This window comes from Pantoea sp. DY-5 (assembly GCF_019795955.1).
In the GTDB taxonomy this organism is placed as follows: domain Bacteria; phylum Pseudomonadota; class Gammaproteobacteria; order Enterobacterales; family Enterobacteriaceae; genus Pantoea; species Pantoea leporis.
The window spans coordinates 211,069-227,465 of sequence record NZ_JAIMIE010000007.1; the positions used below are offsets into that span (position 1 = coordinate 211,069).

The 16,397-nt window shown below is 55.6% G+C and carries 15 protein-coding genes; 3 read left to right on the forward strand and 12 right to left on the reverse strand.

What is annotated here, in order from left to right:
- Positions 1-4: 4 nt before the first annotated feature.
- Both K5Y30_RS20830 and K5Y30_RS20835 read left to right on the forward strand, forming a co-directional pair.
- Positions 5-505, forward strand: a complete 501-nt coding sequence (locus K5Y30_RS20830) for a YbaK/EbsC family protein (RefSeq protein WP_222213219.1) — start codon at positions 5-7, stop codon at positions 503-505.
- 21 nt (positions 506-526) lie between these two features.
- Complete coding sequence (locus tag K5Y30_RS20835) at positions 527-1,432, forward strand: EamA family transporter (RefSeq protein WP_222213220.1); 906 nt, start codon at positions 527-529, stop codon at positions 1,430-1,432.
- 47 nt (positions 1,433-1,479) lie between these two features.
- Here the strand turns inward: K5Y30_RS20835 and ibpA are convergent, their stop codons facing one another.
- Positions 1,480-1,893 (reverse strand): small heat shock chaperone IbpA, encoded by a 414-nt coding sequence (ibpA, locus tag K5Y30_RS20840; RefSeq protein ID WP_101763888.1) that lies wholly within the window; start codon positions 1,891-1,893, stop codon positions 1,480-1,482.
- Positions 1,894-2,179: 286 nt separating this feature from the next.
- Here ibpA and K5Y30_RS20845 point away from each other — a divergent pair, with 286 nt between their 5' ends.
- Complete coding sequence (locus K5Y30_RS20845; protein ID WP_304622225.1) at positions 2,180-2,539, forward strand: YceK/YidQ family lipoprotein; 360 nt, start codon at positions 2,180-2,182, stop codon at positions 2,537-2,539.
- On the opposite strand, the gene K5Y30_RS20850 is transcribed toward K5Y30_RS20845, so the two are convergent.
- From K5Y30_RS20850 to dnaA, 11 genes are all read right to left on the reverse strand, one after another.
- Complete coding sequence (locus tag K5Y30_RS20850; protein ID WP_222213221.1) at positions 2,517-3,779, reverse strand: DUF3748 domain-containing protein; 1,263 nt, start codon at positions 3,777-3,779, stop codon at positions 2,517-2,519. The two genes, K5Y30_RS20845 and K5Y30_RS20850, sit on opposite strands and share 23 nt — an antisense overlap.
- Before the next feature lie 159 nt (positions 3,780-3,938).
- Complete coding sequence (locus K5Y30_RS20855; protein WP_222185629.1) at positions 3,939-5,231, reverse strand: MFS transporter; 1,293 nt, start codon at positions 5,229-5,231, stop codon at positions 3,939-3,941.
- 306 nt (positions 5,232-5,537) lie between these two features.
- Positions 5,538-6,686 carry a galactonate dehydratase gene (gene dgoD, locus K5Y30_RS20860; protein ID WP_007893527.1) on the reverse strand — a complete coding sequence of 383 codons (1,149 nt, stop codon included), beginning with the start codon at positions 6,684-6,686 and terminating at the stop codon, positions 5,538-5,540.
- Positions 6,683-7,300, reverse strand: coding sequence for a 2-dehydro-3-deoxy-6-phosphogalactonate aldolase (locus K5Y30_RS20865; protein WP_061719996.1), 618 nt, complete (start codon positions 7,298-7,300; stop codon positions 6,683-6,685). Before K5Y30_RS20865 ends, dgoD begins: the two co-directional genes overlap by 4 nt.
- Positions 7,284-8,162 carry a 2-dehydro-3-deoxygalactonokinase gene (locus tag K5Y30_RS20870; RefSeq protein WP_222213222.1) on the reverse strand — a complete coding sequence of 293 codons (879 nt, stop codon included), beginning with the start codon at positions 8,160-8,162 and terminating at the stop codon, positions 7,284-7,286. Before K5Y30_RS20870 ends, K5Y30_RS20865 begins: the two co-directional genes overlap by 17 nt.
- The gene (locus K5Y30_RS20875) at positions 8,159-8,857 is read right to left on the reverse strand and encodes a FadR/GntR family transcriptional regulator (RefSeq protein ID WP_101763893.1); all 699 of its coding nucleotides are present in this window, start codon (positions 8,855-8,857) and stop codon (positions 8,159-8,161) included. Before K5Y30_RS20875 ends, K5Y30_RS20870 begins: the two co-directional genes overlap by 4 nt.
- Positions 8,858-9,117: 260 nt before the next feature.
- Entirely contained in the window at positions 9,118-9,927 is an 810-nt protein-coding gene (yidA, locus tag K5Y30_RS20880) for a sugar-phosphatase (RefSeq protein WP_110868242.1), read from the reverse strand.
- Positions 9,928-10,097: 170 nt separating this feature from the next.
- Positions 10,098-12,503 (reverse strand): DNA topoisomerase (ATP-hydrolyzing) subunit B, encoded by a 2,406-nt coding sequence (gene gyrB, locus K5Y30_RS20885; RefSeq protein ID WP_101763895.1) that lies wholly within the window; start codon positions 12,501-12,503, stop codon positions 10,098-10,100.
- Positions 12,504-12,520: 17 nt separating this feature from the next.
- The gene (recF, locus tag K5Y30_RS20890; RefSeq protein ID WP_222213223.1) at positions 12,521-13,606 is read right to left on the reverse strand and encodes a DNA replication/repair protein RecF; all 1,086 of its coding nucleotides are present in this window, start codon (positions 13,604-13,606) and stop codon (positions 12,521-12,523) included.
- 178 nt (positions 13,607-13,784) lie between these two features.
- Positions 13,785-14,885: a DNA polymerase III subunit beta gene (gene dnaN / locus K5Y30_RS20895; protein ID WP_222185625.1), complete on the reverse strand. Its 1,101-nt coding sequence runs from the start codon at positions 14,883-14,885 to the stop codon at positions 13,785-13,787.
- Between the two features lie 5 nt (positions 14,886-14,890).
- Complete coding sequence (dnaA, locus tag K5Y30_RS20900) at positions 14,891-16,291, reverse strand: chromosomal replication initiator protein DnaA (protein ID WP_101763897.1); 1,401 nt, start codon at positions 16,289-16,291, stop codon at positions 14,891-14,893.
- Positions 16,292-16,397 lie beyond the last annotated feature (106 nt).

A 16,397-nucleotide genomic window follows, 5' to 3' on the forward strand; every position in this document is an offset into this window, starting at 1 on the left:
GAACATGAATACCTATGAAAAAGTAGCGGCCCTGCTTGATCATCATCAGGCGCGTTATCGCGTGGTGCAGCATGAAGCCATCGGTCAGACCGACCTGATTAGCGAGATTCGCGGTAACGATCTCAATCAGGCGGCCAAAGCGATGGTGCTGGAAGTGACGATGCCGGATGGCGCGGATGCGCGCTATCTGCTGGCGATTGTGCCGGGCGACTGCAAGATCAACTTCAAAAGCGCCGCACGCGCCATTGGCGGCAAGAAGTCGAGCTTTGCGGCGCCAGAGAAAGCGCAGGAGTTAACCCAGTGCGTGATGGGCGCGGTGCCGCCGTTTAGTTTTGATGATCGGCTGGCGCTGCGCGTCGATGTGCGCCTGCGCGACGTTGGCACGCTGTGGTTTAACGCCGGGGCACTGGATCGCTCCGTGGCTTTACAGGTGGATGACTTCTTTAAGGTTGTCGGTGATGAATGTTGTGCCGAGATCGCAACACCGGTGACGGCAACCGCCTGATCGCGGCAGTAAGGACTGTGTATGTCAGTGAAAGATATGATGTTAGCCCTGCTGGTTGTGGTGGCGTGGGGCGTGAATTTTGTGGTGATTAAGCTGGGCCTGCAGGATATGCCGCCTTTTTTACTGGCGGGATTGCGGTTTAGCCTGGTGGCGTTTCCGGCAATCTTGTTTGTGAAGCGTCCGGCGATTCCGCTGCGCTGGCTGATCGTTTACGGCATGACCATCAGCTTTGGCCAGTTCGCCTTTCTGTTCCTCGCCATCAAGCTGGGCATGCCGGCAGGATTGGCGTCGCTGGTGTTACAGGCGCAGGCCTTCTTCACGCTGCTGTTGGGGGCGCTGTTCCTGGCGGAGAAGTTACGCTGGAATCATATCGTCGGCATTTTAGTGGCGACACTCGGCATGTTTATGCTGGCAACCGCAGGCATGGCAGGCCAAACCACAGCGGGCATTACGCTCACTACCATGATGCTGACGCTGGCTGCGGCGCTATCGTGGGGCCTCGGCAATATCACCAACAAAATCATTTTGCGTAACCGCAAAGTGCCGGTGATGTCGCTGGTGGTGTGGAGTGCGCTGGTGCCGATCGTGCCGTTCTTTGCCTGCTCATGGCTGTTCGATGGCGAAGCGGCGATTATCACCAGCCTGCTGCACATTTCACTGCAAACGGTGTTGGCGCTGATCTATCTCGCCTTTATCGCCACCATTGTCGGCTACGCGATATGGGGTAATTTGCTGAGCCGCTATGAAACCTGGCGCGTGGCACCGCTGTCGCTGCTGGTGCCGGTGGTGGGGATTCTCAGTGCGGCGCTGATTCTCGGTGAAACCTTGTCGATTCAGCAGATGATCGGCGTTTCAGTGATCATCCTCGGCCTGCTGGTGAATGTGTTTGGCGGCATGGTGAGTCAGCGATTATTAGTGCGCACCTAAACAAAAACGCCGCTTTTCAGCGGCGTTTTTTTTAACTCACATCCTGATTACAGAATTTCGATACGACGCGGTTTCGCCTCTTCCGGGACGATGCGAATCAGATCGATGCTCAGCAGACCATTTTCCAGACGCGCATCGCGCACCGTGATGTGATCGGCCAGCTGGAATTTGCGCTCGAAGTTGCGCTCGGCGATACCCTGGTACAGGTATTTACGCTCCGGCTGCTCTTCAGGATGTGCGCCACGCACCACCAGCACGTTGTCATGCGAGGTGATATCTAACTCGCTCTGGGCAAAGCCCGCCACGGCAATGGTGATACGGTAGAAATTCTCATCCACCAGCTCAACGTTATACGGAGGGTAGCCACCATTGGCCTGGTTTTGGTTGGACTCAAGCAGGTTAAACAGGCGATCGAAACCAATGGCAGAACGATAAAGTGGGGTGAGATCAAAGTTACGCATAATAAGACTCCTGATATTCAGCAAGTTTAGGCAACCTTCCACCATGGACAGGTTGTGCAATCCGTTGCTGTCCCTTCCGGCAACAGCAACAAGACCGTTCCTTAAAAGTGGGTGCAGCCTGGTCGCTTTCAAGGGCTGATGCGTATTTTTTTACAGCAAATCTGGCGATATGACATACACTCAGGGGACCAATCGCCTGAGATCCAAGACGCAGCCACAGAGCTTTGCTTAACGTCAGGTGACACACTCCAGCCAGGGCCATGCCATGACTGAAGGGATGATGATGATGAATATGATGAAACGCTTTCCACTCACAGCTGTGCTGGTTTGCAGTACCTTTGTTACTTCAGGTTGCTCCAGCGTTATGTCTCACACTGGCGCCAGTCAGGGCTACTATCCCGGCACGCGCGCCAGCGCAGAGATGATCACTGACGATAACACCAGCTGGGCGATCAAGCCGCTGGCGCTGATCGATCTCCCGTTCTCAGCGGTGATGGACACCGTGCTGCTGCCGTGGGATTACTTCCGTTCTGACGACGATAAAAGTAAGGATTCGATTCACGAGCGCGTGATGCAGAGCGAAAAAATGGCCGGCACGCAAGCCAGCCTGGCGACCGCCGCGTCTATGCCCGCGCAGCCGCACTGACGCAAAACAGCTGCCGCCAGCCGTCCACTTCCCGCATATAAGCGATCTTTTCTCCATCCGGCGACCAGACTACTGCATCACCGGATGGCGCATGATCGCTGCGTGGCGTTAAGCGCGTACAGGCTCCCGTCGCCATTTCACAGCGCATCACACTGTTATCACAGATAAAGCATATCGCGCCGCCTTGTGGATGCCAGCTAAAGGCCGACTGAATGCTGCTCGCCAGCTGCGTCACCTGGCGTGGCTGGCCGCCATTCGGTGAAACCGTCCACAGCTGAATCACGCCATGTTCGTCCGCCAGCAAAAAGGCGATGGCGCTGCCATCCGCGGAGGCGCGCAGCCAGTGGCGCGGTTGCAGTGCCAGGCCATGGGTGTGCGTGATGCGTCGCTGCTGCACGCCAGCTGGCGGCGCAGGCAATTTATCCGCCGTGCCCTGTAAGGGCGAAGCACCCGCTTTGGCGTAATCGGCTAACGCGGCGGGCAGATCCACCACAAACACTTCTGGCACTTTGTCGCCGTTGGCGGCGCGCGTATCGCCGATAAAGGCGATGGCCCAGCGCTGCCAGCTGCCATCCGTTTTCTGATAGCCTTGATTCCCGATCCAGCACTCTTCATAGGCACGATCAATCTGGTCGCTGCCCGGCTGAGGATCGCGCTGCGTCTGGCTGACCAGCACGCAATAATGGCTGCCCTCATATTCACGCGGATGCTGTTTAGGCGGACACACCGGATGCAGCGGCACGGCTATGCCGACGTTACGCAGGTCTTCGCCGGCATCCTTTTCATGCATCACATGATCGTTGTAGGTAAAACTCAGGCGCGAACCATCCGGGCTGAAGACGTGGACATGCGAGCCACCGCGCAGCGCGCCGGGCGTGTAAGGCGCGGTGATGTCGCAGGCGTCGAGGTTCTCAGCGATGCCATGCTGCACGATCACGCCGCGTCGGTGATGAAAATCGTAGCGCCAGTGCGCATCCGGATGTTCCGGACCATGAATGCAAACGTAACGCGGCGGCAGATTCGGACTGACGGTGACGACGCCAACGTGTGCGCCATCGCGCGCCTGATACAGCACTTCAACGGCACCGCTCGCCACGTTGACGCGCTCGATAGTCAGGCTGGTAAAAGAGGCGCCGGAAGGTCGCACATCAAATGCCAGCCACTGGCTGTCGCCGGTCCAGACGTTGATGTTGGTGAGTTGATGATGACGCGCGGCAAAGGTGATTTGTTTTTCTGACATTAGGCAACCTTCCATCTAACAGTTGCCGGATAAATTACGTGATTTGGGGGGGCGATGCGAATAAACACTGTTGCGGTTATCAGCAAGGTCGCCATAAATGGCGACCCTACGACACGGTTTTGTAGGGTGCGCATTTATGCGCACCTGGTCGCGAGCGGGTTAACCTACGCGTTTTACATCTCCGACCAGCAGGATGTAGGACAGCGCGCCGATCAGCGCTACCGCCGAGATATACACCAGCGCCGGTGCAAAGCCGTAATCCTGCGCCAGATAACCCACCACCAGCGGCACGGTGATGCCGCCCAGGCCGCCAACAAAGTTGAACATGCCGCCGGTCAAACCAATCAGGCGCACCGGTGCCAGCGAGGAGACCAGCGACCAGGTAATTGAGGCGAAGCCATTGCCGAAGAAGGCGATCGCCATCAGCGTCATAATCCATATCGGATCGTTGGTGTAGTTCGCGCCCATGATGCAGGTGGAGATCAGTAGACCGCAGATGATCGGCGTTTTGCGCGCAAAGCCCAGCGAACGGCCACTGCGCACCAGACGATCGGCGACGATACCCGAGAGAATCACGCCAACGAATGCCGCGAGGAAGGGCACTGTGGTCATGAAGCCCGCGGTGAGCGCCGCGATGTGTTTTTCCTGCGTCAGATAGTTCGGGAACCAGGTGAGGAAGAACCACAGCGTGGATGTGACGGCGAACTGGCCAAGATAGACGCCGCACAGCTTGCGGTGGAACACCAGTTTCCAGTCGGCGGCGGTAAGTTTGGTGCGGGCTTTCTTTTCGCTCGGCGCATCGCCATCCACCATCGCGCCACCATCACGGATGTAATCCAGCTCGGCTTTATTGATGCCTTTGCTTTGGCTGGGTGCCTGATAGAACTTAATCCAGATGAACGACCAGATGATGCCGATGCCGCCGGTAATAATGAAGACCCAATGCCAGCTCAGCAGTTCCTGAATCCAGATCAGCAAGGGCGTGAGGAACGCCAGACCAACAAACTGACCGGACGTGTAGAAGCCGACGGCGGAAGCGCGCTCCTGCTCCGGGAACCAGCTGGTCACCAGCCGGTTATTGGTCGGGAAAGCCGGCGCTTCAAATATGCCGGTAATCGCACGCAGACCAATTAATGATAATAAGCCGGTGGCAAAACCCTGCAATAACGTCGCAACCGACCAGCCAAAGATGGCAATAAAATAGGTTAAGCGTGAACCCACGCGATCGAGGAACCAGCCGCCGGGAATCTGGCATAACGTATATAACCAGGCAAAGGCCGAAAATACATAACCCATTTGCGCTTTAGTAATACCGAACTCTTCCTGAATATGCGCGGAAGCGACGGCTAAATTAGCGCGATCGACATAACAAATGACCACCGTAATAAATATCATCAGCAGCGTGATATAACGACGGCGCGTCGGTTTGGCGTGAACAGCAGAGAGATCCATGGTGTTTCTCCGTAATCGGTTTTGCCGTTTGGGCACGACAGAGCACGCCCCGGCAAATATAGGGTAGCGATATCAAAGGTAAAACCGCTTCAGCGGTAAATAAGCTGTGCCGGGAAACAGGCTGAGCGCAGCCCTATGCCTTATTTCACCGGCATATAATTATCGAGATTTAATAAAATTTAATACCCTAAAGAATTCGAGTTGCAGAAAGGCGGCAAGCGAATGAATCCCCCGGAGCTTACACTAGTAAGTGACTGGAAGAATGAGCGCAGCCAACGCATCTGCAGCTTGAATTATGACGGGTATTTACCATTCAGCGACTGAACCGTCCGGGAATCGCCATAGTGGATTACGCCAGTCGGGGGCATTTTTACTGCGCTCGATCACCAGCTCTTCGTTAATTTCCACGCCAAGGCCCGGTTTATTTAACGGATAGAAATGACCATCATCCATTTTAAAATCGTCTTTATTGATCACGTAATCGAGCAGTTCGGCGCCCTGATTATAGTGAATCCCCATGCTTTGCTCCTGGAACACCGCATTGCGTGACACGAAGTCAACGTGCAGGCACGCAGCCAGCGCAATTGGGCCGAGCGGACAGTGAGGCGCCAGCGCCACATCGTAAGATTCGGCCATCGCGGCAATTTTGTAGCACTCGGTGATACCGCCCGCGTGTGACAGATCCGGTTGCAGAATCGCCAGTCCACCCGCTTCCAGCACGCGTTTGAACTCGAAGCGCGAGAACATGCGTTCGCCAGCGGCGATCGGAATATGAGTCTGCGCCGCCAGACGCGGATAATATTCTGCCTGCTCCGCCAGCACCGGCTCTTCGATAAACAGCGGGCGATACGGCTCCAGCTCTTTGATCAGCACTTTTGCCATTGGCGCGCTGACGCGGCCGTGGAAATCGAGGCCAAATTCGATCTCTTTACCGAAGGCTTCACGAATTTGCGCCACGGTATTCACCGCGTCATCGACTTTGCGCGCGTTATCGATAATGCCCATCTCTTCGCAGCCGTTGAGTTTGAAGGTATCAAAACCGATGGTGCGCAGTTTCTTGATGCCATCAATCACGTCGGCTGGACGATCGCCGCCCACCCAGCTGTAGGCTTTAATGCTGTCACGCACTAATCCGCCAAGCAGTTGATAAACCGGCACGCCGAGCGCTTTGCCTTTGATATCCCACAACGCCTGATCGATACCGGCGATGGCGCTCATCAGGATCGGGCCGCCGCGATAGAAGCCGCCGCGATACATCACCTGCCATAAGTCGTTGATGCGCGCTGGATCCTGACCAATCAGGTATTCCGATAGCTCATGCACCGCCGCTTCTACGCTGCGCGCGCGGCCTTCAATCACCGGTTCGCCCCAGCCAACGATGCCTTCGTCAGTTTCGATTTTCAGGAACATCCAGCGCGGCGGCAGGCGGTAAGTGGTCAGTTTGGTAATTTTCATCGTACAGCGTCCTTATATGCAGCAATAAATGCGCGAGCTTGTTCCACAGTGCGTGACAGCGGTTGACCGGCGCGATAGAGATCGCTGCCTAAGCCCGCGCCAATGCAGCCTGCGGCCATAAATTCATGCAGGTTTTCCGGCGTCACACCGCCCACGGCAAACACCGGCACCTCTGGCGGCAGCACCGCTTTCAGCGCTTTGATGTAGCCCGGACCAAAGGCTGACGATGGGAAAATTTTCAGCGCCTGCGCACCGGCCTGTAATGCGGTGAACGCTTCTGTCGCGGTAGCGCAACCGGCGGCAACGATCATCCCTTTGGCGACCGCCTGGCGGATCACCGCAGCATCGGTATTCGGCGTGACGACCAATTTGCTGTTCAGCGTCGCCAGCTCATCGACCTGCGCCGGATTCAGCACCGTACCGGCGCCAATCAGCGCTTTATCACCGAAGGTTTTCACCATCGCGCCGATGCTTTTCGCCCACTCCGGTGAGTTGAGCGGGATTTCAATTGCATCGAAACCCGCTTCAATCAGCGCACCAACGTGCGCTTCGGCTTCATCCGGCGTGATGCCGCGCAGAATGGCGATCAGCGGGACTTTAGTTTGCCAGGACATTCGCAATACTCCTTATTCCGTGCTGGAAAGCACGATCGCCTTCCAGCGTGACTGAATCCATACCGATAAACTGCAGCGCCTGCTGATAACGTTGCGCCAGCGCGCTACCGGCAATAATGGTGATCGGTTGGCTTGCGGCGTCGGCCTGCTGCGTCATCAGCGCCACTTCGTGACCAATCAGCAAGCCTGAAAGAAAGTCGCTGATATGGCGGCGATCGCGCGCGCCGAGTACGTGTGAAGCACGCACTTCAAACAGGCGCGACAGAATCGAGGCATCGTTGCTGCCGACTTGCACACCTGCGCGGAAAGCCGCCGCGTTCTCTTGCTGTTCGGGTAAACCTGCGCCAACCAGCGACTGTTTGAGCAGCAGATGATGCAGTTCGCCGGTCATCACGGTGCGGAAATCCAGCACGCGATCCTGTTCCATCTGCACCCATTTGGCGTGCGTGCCTGGCATCACATAGAGCGGCGCAGGCTGCAGTTCCAGCGCGCCAAGCAGCTGCGTCTCTTCACCGCGCATCACGTTGTAGTTGTCGGCACGTTCGACGCTCAATCCCGGCACGATCCACGCTTTATCCTCGACGCGCGTCAGGCGGCTAGCGATGTCGCCCAGCGCCACCGGACAGGAGAGATAGGGCACCGACAGCCAGCCAGCATTGCTGCCTACCATGCCCGCCATCACCACCGGCACGTCATTGACTGGCCAACCTGCGGTGACACTGGCAAACACTTCGGCTGGCGTGCGATCGCCCAGGCGCGTGACGCCGGCTTCCGAACGACGCTCATCGATGCAAACGCCGGCTTGATAATGCCAGGCGCGCAGGTTGGTTGAGCCCCAATCAATCGCGATATAGCTGGTCACATAATCTCCTTGAGTCGCGCCGTTGAGCTGGCAATCATCGCTTTCGCCGCCTGCTCGGCAGCATCGCCATCCTGATGACGAATGGCATCAAACAGCGCTTTATGTTCGGCAAGCGTACGCGGCATGTTGCCTTCGTCCGCCATGTAGGTTTGCGCGAACACCGCTTTTTGCAGCTGGCTGATCGCCACGTTGAGTTGCTGCAGCACCGGATTGTGTACCGAATTCAGCACCGCTTCGTGATAGCGGATATCCGCTTCATTAAAGGCATCACGATTGAGATGGTTGGCCACCATGTCGTTGTACGCCAGTTCAATCGCAGCCAGATCGCTTGAGGTGGCGCGCTCGGCAGACCAGCGTGCAATCTGCGGCTCGACCAGCACACGCACTTCGTTCATGGCGGCAATCAGACGCGGGTCCTGATCGTGCGCCAGCGCCCACTGCAATACGTCGCTATCCAGATAGTTCCAGTGATTGCGCGGCGTGACGAACGCGCCGCGATAGCGTTTCATCTCCATCAAGCGTTTCGCCATCAGCGAGCGAAACACTTCGCGGATGATATTGCGCGAGGTGCCAAAGCGTTCACACAGCTCAGCTTCCGCGGGTAACGCCGCGCCCGGCACAAACTTGCCGGCCACAATCTCTTCACCCAGCGTCAGGATGATGCGCTCTGTTTTGCTTAGTTGTTCTTGCGTCATGATGTTCCATTCAGTGAAAGACAGGTACGCATCAGATTACTGCTTTCGCCTGGCGAAGCCTAACGGCCGCCCTGACCTGCGTTGTCGATTGTAGTACCATTAATCCAAGTTGTACTACAATGTGGATCACAAAATAGACAAGTCATGTGTCATAACGCGATAAGGTCGCCATAAATGGCGACCTTATGAAGGCTTGGTGAGATTTGAAGTGTCGCCATGTATGGCGACCTAAAAACAGCGTGACGAGGAATAACGAGGGTTTACAGCACCAGCTCTTCAATGGCGTGCGCTACGCCGTGTTCCATGTTGGTTTTGGTAATGAACTGCGCGATTTTCTTCACGGAATCAATCGCATTGCCCATTGCTACGCCGGTTCCTGCATACTCAATCATCGCCAGATCGTTTTCCTGATCGCCAATCGCCATCACCTCTTCACGCGCCAGGCCGAGCTTCTCAGCCAGCATTTTCACGCCTTGCCCTTTATTCACGCGGGCATCGAGGATTTCGAGATAATAAGGTGCGCTTTTGAGGATGGTGTAGTTGTCACGCGCCTGCTGCGGCAAGCGCTGAATGGCAGAATCCAGCAGATCGGGCTTATCGATCATCATCAGCTTAGGGAAACGCGTGGCGCGATCCATCTCTTCCACAGAACGATAGCGCACCGGAATGCCGGTCAGGCTCGCTTCGTGGATGGTGAACTCACTGATGTCTTTGTTCGGCGTATAGAGGAAAGATTTATCGAAGGCCTGGAAGTGGACGCCAAGATCGCGCGCCAGCTGTTCGATATACAGATAGTCGTCAAAACCCAAGGTGATTTCCGCGACGCACTCGCCATCATTAGCGCGATGCACCAGCGCACCGTTATAGCTGATGCAATATTGGCCTTCATCAACCAGATTCAGCTCCATCAGATAGCGCTGAATACCGACAAACGGACGGCCGGTGGTGAGCACCACCATCACACCTTTTTTATGCGCGCGTTCAATGGCCGATTTAACGGCAGGCGTGATCTCGTGCTGCGGATTGAGCAGCGTGCCGTCCATATCGATTGCAACCAGTTTTATAGCCATAACGTCCTCATTGAGTCAGGGTTTTGATCAATGCTAGCGCGATTCAGCTCACATTGACCAGTTTCGCGCCCCATTCAGATTTTTTACCTCAGCGGGCTTTGCGCGTTTTGCCGGGCGGAAAACAAAAAACCCTTCCACCAGGGAAGGGTTTTTACGTGTTGCCGTGTCGATCAGATATCGATGTTGGCGGCTTTCAGCGCATTCTCTTCGATGAAGGCGCGGCGCGGTTCTACCGCATCGCCCATCAAGGTGGTGAACAGCTGATCGGCAGCAATCGCATCCTTGATGGTCACGCGCAACATGCGGCGACTATCGGGATCCATGGTGGTTTCCCATAGCTGCTCTGGGTTCATCTCACCCAAACCTTTATAACGCTGTACTGACAGACCGCGACGCGACTCTTTCACCAGCCACTCAATCGCCTGCTCGAAGCTGGTGACCGGCTGACGACGTTCGCCACGTTCGATATAGGCATCTTCTTCGATCAGGCCACGCAGCTGCTCGCCCAGCGCACAGATTTTGCGGTATTCCGGTCCATCGATGAATTCGCTATCCAGCGGATAATCGGTATCAACGCCGTGCGTGCGCACACGCAGCACCGGTTCAAACTTCTGCTCATGGTTGGCGCGGACATGGGCCAGATAGCTGCTGCCGTGCGCTTCACGCTCAGTCAGATACGCCACTAAACCGTCGATCCAGCCTTTTACAGCGGCTTCATCGCTGAGGTCGCTTAAGGTCGGATGGTAGATCAGGCCGCGCAGCAGAGCCGTAGGGAAACGGCGCTCCATACGTTTGATCATGCGCTGCGTGCCGTTGAAATCCGCCACCAGCGTTTCCAGCGGCTGGCCGCCTAACGCCGGTGCGCTGGCGTTGGTGTGCAGCGTTGCGCCGTCGAGGGCGATGGAAATCTGATACTGATCCATCGCTTCGTCGTCTTTAATATACTGTTCTTGCTTGCCTTTCTTCACTTTGTACAGTGGCGGCTGCGCAATATAGACGTGACCACGTTCGACGATTTCAGGCATCTGACGGTAGAAGAAGGTCAACAGCAGCGTACGAATGTGCGAGCCGTCGACGTCCGCATCAGTCATGATGATGATGCTGTGATAACGCAGTTTGTCCGGATTGTATTCGTCACGACCGATACCACAGCCCAGCGCGGTGATCAGCGTGGCTACTTCCTGCGAAGCCAGCATCTTGTCGAAACGCGCTTTCTCCACGTTCAGGATTTTACCCTTCAGCGGCAGAATCGCCTGATTCTTACGGTTACGACCCTGTTTGGCTGATCCGCCTGCAGAGTCACCCTCCACCAGGTAGATTTCAGACAGCGCCGGATCGCGCTCCTGACAGTCAGCCAGTTTGCCCGGCAGACCGGCCAAGTCCAGCGCGCCTTTGCGGCGCGTCATTTCACGAGCACGACGGGCAGCTTCACGCGCACGCGCTGCATCGATAATTTTGCCGACCACGATTTTCGCGTCAGACGGATTTTCCAACAGGTATTCCGCCAGCAGTTCGTTCATCTGCTGCTCAACCGCCGATTTCACCTCTGAAGAGACCAGCTTATCTTTGGTCTGAGAAGAGAATTTCGGATCCGGCACTTTCACGGAAACCACAGCAATCAGGCCTTCTCGCGCATCGTCACCGGTCGCGCTGACTTTGGCTTTTTTGCTGTAGCCCTCTTTATCCATGTAGGCATTCAGCGTACGCGTCATTGCCGCACGGAAGCCCGCCAGGTGCGTACCGCCGTCACGCTGTGGAATGTTGTTGGTGAAGCAGTAGATGTTTTCCTGGAAACCATCGTTCCACTGCAGCGCCACTTCCACGCCAATGCCATCTTTCTCAGTCGAGAAGTAGAACACCGTTGGGTGAATCGGGGTTTTGTTCTTGTTGAGATACTCAACGAACGCCTTGATGCCGCCTTCGTAGTGGAAGTGATCGTTCTTGCCGTCGCGTTTGTCTTCCAGACGAATCGAGACACCCGAGTTCAGGAACGACAGTTCACGCAGGCGTTTCGCCAGGATTTCGTACTCAAACTCAATCACATTGGTGAAGGTTTCATAGCTCGGCCAGAAACGCACGCGGGTACCGGTTGCATCGGTATCACCGGAAACCGCCAGCGGTGCCTGCGGCACGCCGTGCTGATAAACCTGCTGATGCACTTTGCCTTCACGGCGAATGGTCAGCTCCAGCTTCTGCGACAGGGCGTTTACGACAGAAACGCCAACGCCGTGCAGACCACCGGAAACTTTATACGAGTTATCATCAAATTTACCGCCTGCGTGCAGGACGGTCATGATCACTTCAGCAGCAGAGACGCCCTCTTCCGGGTGAATGCCGGTAGGAATACCACGGCCATCATCTTGCACTGAGACAGAGTTATCTGCATGAATAGTAACGGTAATATCACTACAGTGACCGGCGAGCGCTTCGTCGATTGCGTTATCCACGACTTCGAATACCATGTGATGCAGACCGGTGCCGTCATCCGTATCGCCGATGTACATACCCGGGCGTTTGCGTACCGCATCAAGCCCTTTCAGGACTTTGATACTTGAGGAGTCATAAGAATTCGACATCAACGTTTCTCGCTCATTTAATCTTCAGGTTGAACCACTATTTTACCCTGTTCCACGCGGAACATCTTGCCCTTTTCATCACTCATGTCGATTACATGCTCGACACCAATGGCGCTGACAAATACTTGAGCCTGCGTGGCTTTTAGGCGTTCAGCTAACAGCCGACGACGGGTGTCATCCAGCTCTGAGGCAAAGTCATCAATCAAATACAAACAGCGTTGTCCGCTGCTGCGCGTCAGGTATTCGCCCTGCGCTAAGCGCAGCGCGCACATCAGCAGTTTTAACTGGCCGCGTGAGAGTAAATCTTCCACCGGCGTGCCCTCGGCACGAATGCGAAAATCGGCTTTATGCGGGCCGCTGGCGGTATACGTGAGCGCGCGGTCGCGCTCGAAATTGCGTTCCAGCAGTTCGGCGTAGTCGCTCTCTTTATCCCAGCCGCGCTGGAAAGAGAACGTCAACGCAAACTCCGGTAAAAACTGACCACAGGTGGCGATGATCTCGCGGGAAATCGCCGCGCTGTATTCAGCGCGCCAGGCGCTGATCTGTTCGGCCAGCGGCACCAGTTCCTGATCCCATGGACGAATCTGGCTGTAGCGCGAAACCTGACGCAGCGCCGCATTGCGCTGTTTCAGCAGGCGACGCAAATTGCTCCAGGCATGGAAAAAACCAGGCGAGGCGTGAAAGCAGCCCCAATCGATGTAGGCACGACGATATTTTGGACCGCCATTGAGCAGGGTAAATCCTTCCGGCGTAATCAGCTGCATCGGCAGCAGCTGCGCCAACTCGGCGACTTTGTGACCATCGCTGCCATCAATACGCACTTTGCTGTCGCCAGCGCGACTCTTGGTCAGACCGACCGACATTTCACGTTCGCTGCCTTCAATGCGGCCGTGCAGCACAAAGGCGTCCTGATCGTGACGAATCACACGGCCCGCTTGCAAACTGCGAAATGCGCGACCGTGCCCCAGCGTGTAAATCGCCTCCAGCACGCTGGTTTTACCGCTGCCGTTGGCACCGACAAGGAAATTAAACCCCGGCGCCAAAGCCAGATCGGCCTGCTCGATATTGCGAAAATCTTTAATCAGGAGGCGGGTTAAAGCCATAAACAATCCAGCGAGAACGGTAGGAGAGGGTTTTACCTAACATCAACAATCAAGGGCGTTAACGTCGAAGCTAGTTTGTGCACGGCCAGCGCGCAGGCCCTGGGAGCATACTGAAGTATGTGACCAGGGACGAGCACTGCCCGGGCGCAAAATAGCGAGTAAGTTAGCCCGATAAGGATCACAAGCGCATTGGCATCACGACGTAGGCTGCAGCCGGACTGGCCACATCCTCAATCTGCACGCTCGATACGCCATCGGTCAGCAGCAAACGCACGTTCTCGCACTTGAGCGCATTCAACACATCCAGCACGTAGCTGACGTTGAAGCCAATCTCCAGATCGGTGCCGTTGTAAGAGACATCCAGCATCTCTTCCGCTTCTTCCTGCTCTGGGTTATTCGCCGTGATTTTAAGCTGATTTTCGGTGATATAGATGCGAACACCGCGGAATTTCTCATTCGAGAGAATCGCCGCACGCGCAAACGCCTGTTTTAAAATATCACAGCCAGCTTCCAGCGCTTTGTCGGGATTCTTTGGCAATACGCGGCGATAATCCGGGAAACGGCCATCAACCAGCTTCGACGTAAAGATGAAGTCACCAACGTGTGCGCGGATATTGCTGCTGCCGATTTGCACCTGCAGCGGCGTTTCGCCACCGTCGAGCAAACGCATCAACTCAATCACCCCTTTACGCGGCACGATCACCGAATGGTTTGGCAGCGCCTGACCAATCGGCATGGAGCATACGGCAAGGCGGTGACCATCGGTAGCGACGGTACGCAACTCTTCGCCTTCGGTTTCGAACAGCATACCGTTGAGGTAATAACGCACATCCTGATGCGCCATTGAGAACTGCGTGGCTTCAATCAGACGTTTCAGCGTCGCCTGCGGCAAGGTGAATTCCACCTCGCTCTGCCAGTCATCCAGATTCGGGAAGTCGCTGGCGGGCAGCGTTGACAGCGAGAAACGGCTGCGGCCAGAACGCACCAGCATTCTGTCGCCTTCCAGCGTCAGGCTGATCTCAGCGCCTTCCGGCAAACCGCGGCAAATATCGAGGAATTTACGCGCGGGAACCGTGGTGGCGCCCGACTCGTGTGGCTGCGTCAGCGCAACACGGGCTACCATTTCCATTTCCAGATCGGTACCGGTCAAGCGCAGCGAGCCTTCGCTAACCTGCAGCAGTAAATTTCCCAGGATCGGCAGCGTCGGGCGTCCGCCAAGTGGACCGCTAACCTGTTGCAATGGCTTCAGTAACTGCTCACGTTCTACAATAAATTTCATATGCGTCAGGAAGATAGTGTTCGAATGAGGTTAGAGAAATCTTCTTTAATGTCGTGGCTCTCTTCACGCAGCTGCTCGATTTTACGGCAAGCGTGAAGCACGGTGGTATGGTCGCGACCACCAAACGCATCGCCAATCTCCGGCAAGCTGTGATTGGTGAGCTCTTTCGCCATCGCCATCGCCATCTGGCGCGGACGCGCTACCGAACGCGAACGGCGTTTCGACAGCAAATCCGCCACTTTAATTTTGTAATACTCGGCCACCGTTTTCTGAATATTATCGATGGTGACCAGCTTTTCCTGCAGCGCCAGCAGATCGCGCAGCGCTTCGCGCACGAAATCGATGGTAATCGCGCGACCGGTAAAGTTCGCGTTGGCAATCACGCGGTTCAGCGCGCCTTCCAGCTCGCGGACATTAGAACGCAAACGCTTAGCAATAAAGAAGGCGACTTCACCCGGCAGGCGAATATCGTTTTCATCGGCTTTCTTCATCAGGATCGCGACACGCGTTTCCAGTTCAGGCGGCTCGATCGCCACCGTTAATCCCCAACCAAAACGTGATTTCAGGCGATCTTCTACGCCGTTGATCTCTTTTGGATAGCGATCCGAGGTCAGGATGATCTGTTGATTGCCTTCCAGCAGCGCGTTGAAGGTATGGAAGAACTCTTCCTGCGAGCGCTCTTTATTGGCAAAGAATTGAATGTCATCGATCAGCAGCGCATCAACCGAGCGGTAGTAACGCTTAAACTCTTCAATGGCGTTGTTCTGCAAGGCTTTAACCATGTCCTGCACAAAACGCTCAGAGTGCATGTACACCACTTTGGCATTGGGCTTGCGCGCAATAATGCCGTTACCCACCGCGTGCAACAGGTGAGTTTTACCCAGGCCGGTGCCGCCATAAAGGAACAGTGGGTTATAAGCGCCGCCAGGATTATCCGCCACCTGACGTGCCGCCGCGCGCGCCAGCTGGTTCGATTTACCTTCGACGAAGTTGTCGAAGTTATGACGGTTATTCACATTGGAGCGGTAAGTCACATCGGCCGGTGCGGGAACGGAATCCCAACTTGGACGCAAAATTTGCGCGGGTGCCGGACGATTTTCGATCGGCGCGGGCGCATTGTAACTGGCCATAGCCGGTTGGTTAGTGGTGACCTGTGCTGCAGGGCGCGTACCGACTTCGAAACGCAGTAACGGCACATTTGCACCGCAGAATTCATTCAGCAGCCCATTGATACTATTGAGATATTTATCTCTAACCCAGTCGAGTACAAACCGATTTGGTGCATACAAGGTCAGCGTATTGTCGTTTAATTCAGCTTGCAGCGGACGAATCCACATGCTGAATTCGGTGGCAGGAAGCTCATCCTGCAAACGGGCAAGACACTGTTGCCAAAGCGTAAGTGACACGGCGGACTCCACTCGTACAAAATCGATAAGAATTTTAGGCGCTAATAAATAGAAACGTAATTTTTAGACACAGACGGTTGGAAAGCGCCTGCGACCGCTATTCGCG

Coding starts and splice junctions, on each gene's coding strand:
- K5Y30_RS20855 (WP_222185629.1), bottom strand. CDS start 5,231: ATGGATCTCTCTGCTGTTCACGCCAAACCGACGCGCCGTCGTTATATC.
- K5Y30_RS20835 (WP_222213220.1), top strand. CDS start 527: ATGTCAGTGAAAGATATGATGTTAGCCCTGCTGGTTGTGGTGGCGTGG.
- K5Y30_RS20850 (WP_222213221.1), bottom strand. CDS start 3,779: ATGTCAGAAAAACAAATCACCTTTGCCGCGCGTCATCATCAACTCACC.
- K5Y30_RS20875 (WP_101763893.1), bottom strand. CDS start 8,857: ATGACGCAAGAACAACTAAGCAAAACAGAGCGCATCATCCTGACGCTG.
- dgoD (WP_007893527.1), bottom strand. CDS start 6,686: ATGAAAATTACCAAACTGACCACTTACCGCCTGCCGCCGCGCTGGATG.
- recF (WP_222213223.1), bottom strand. CDS start 13,606: ATGGCTTTAACCCGCCTCCTGATTAAAGATTTTCGCAATATCGAGCAG.
- yidA (WP_110868242.1), bottom strand. CDS start 9,927: ATGGCTATAAAACTGGTTGCAATCGATATGGACGGCACGCTGCTCAAT.
- dnaN (WP_222185625.1), bottom strand. CDS start 14,885: ATGAAATTTATTGTAGAACGTGAGCAGTTACTGAAGCCATTGCAACAG.
- gyrB (WP_101763895.1), bottom strand. CDS start 12,503: ATGTCGAATTCTTATGACTCCTCAAGTATCAAAGTCCTGAAAGGGCTT.
- ibpA (WP_101763888.1), bottom strand. CDS start 1,893: ATGCGTAACTTTGATCTCACCCCACTTTATCGTTCTGCCATTGGTTTC.
- K5Y30_RS20865 (WP_061719996.1), bottom strand. CDS start 7,300: ATGTCCTGGCAAACTAAAGTCCCGCTGATCGCCATTCTGCGCGGCATC.
- K5Y30_RS20845 (WP_304622225.1), top strand. CDS start 2,180: ATGAATATGATGAAACGCTTTCCACTCACAGCTGTGCTGGTTTGCAGT.
- K5Y30_RS20830 (WP_222213219.1), top strand. CDS start 5: ATGAATACCTATGAAAAAGTAGCGGCCCTGCTTGATCATCATCAGGCG.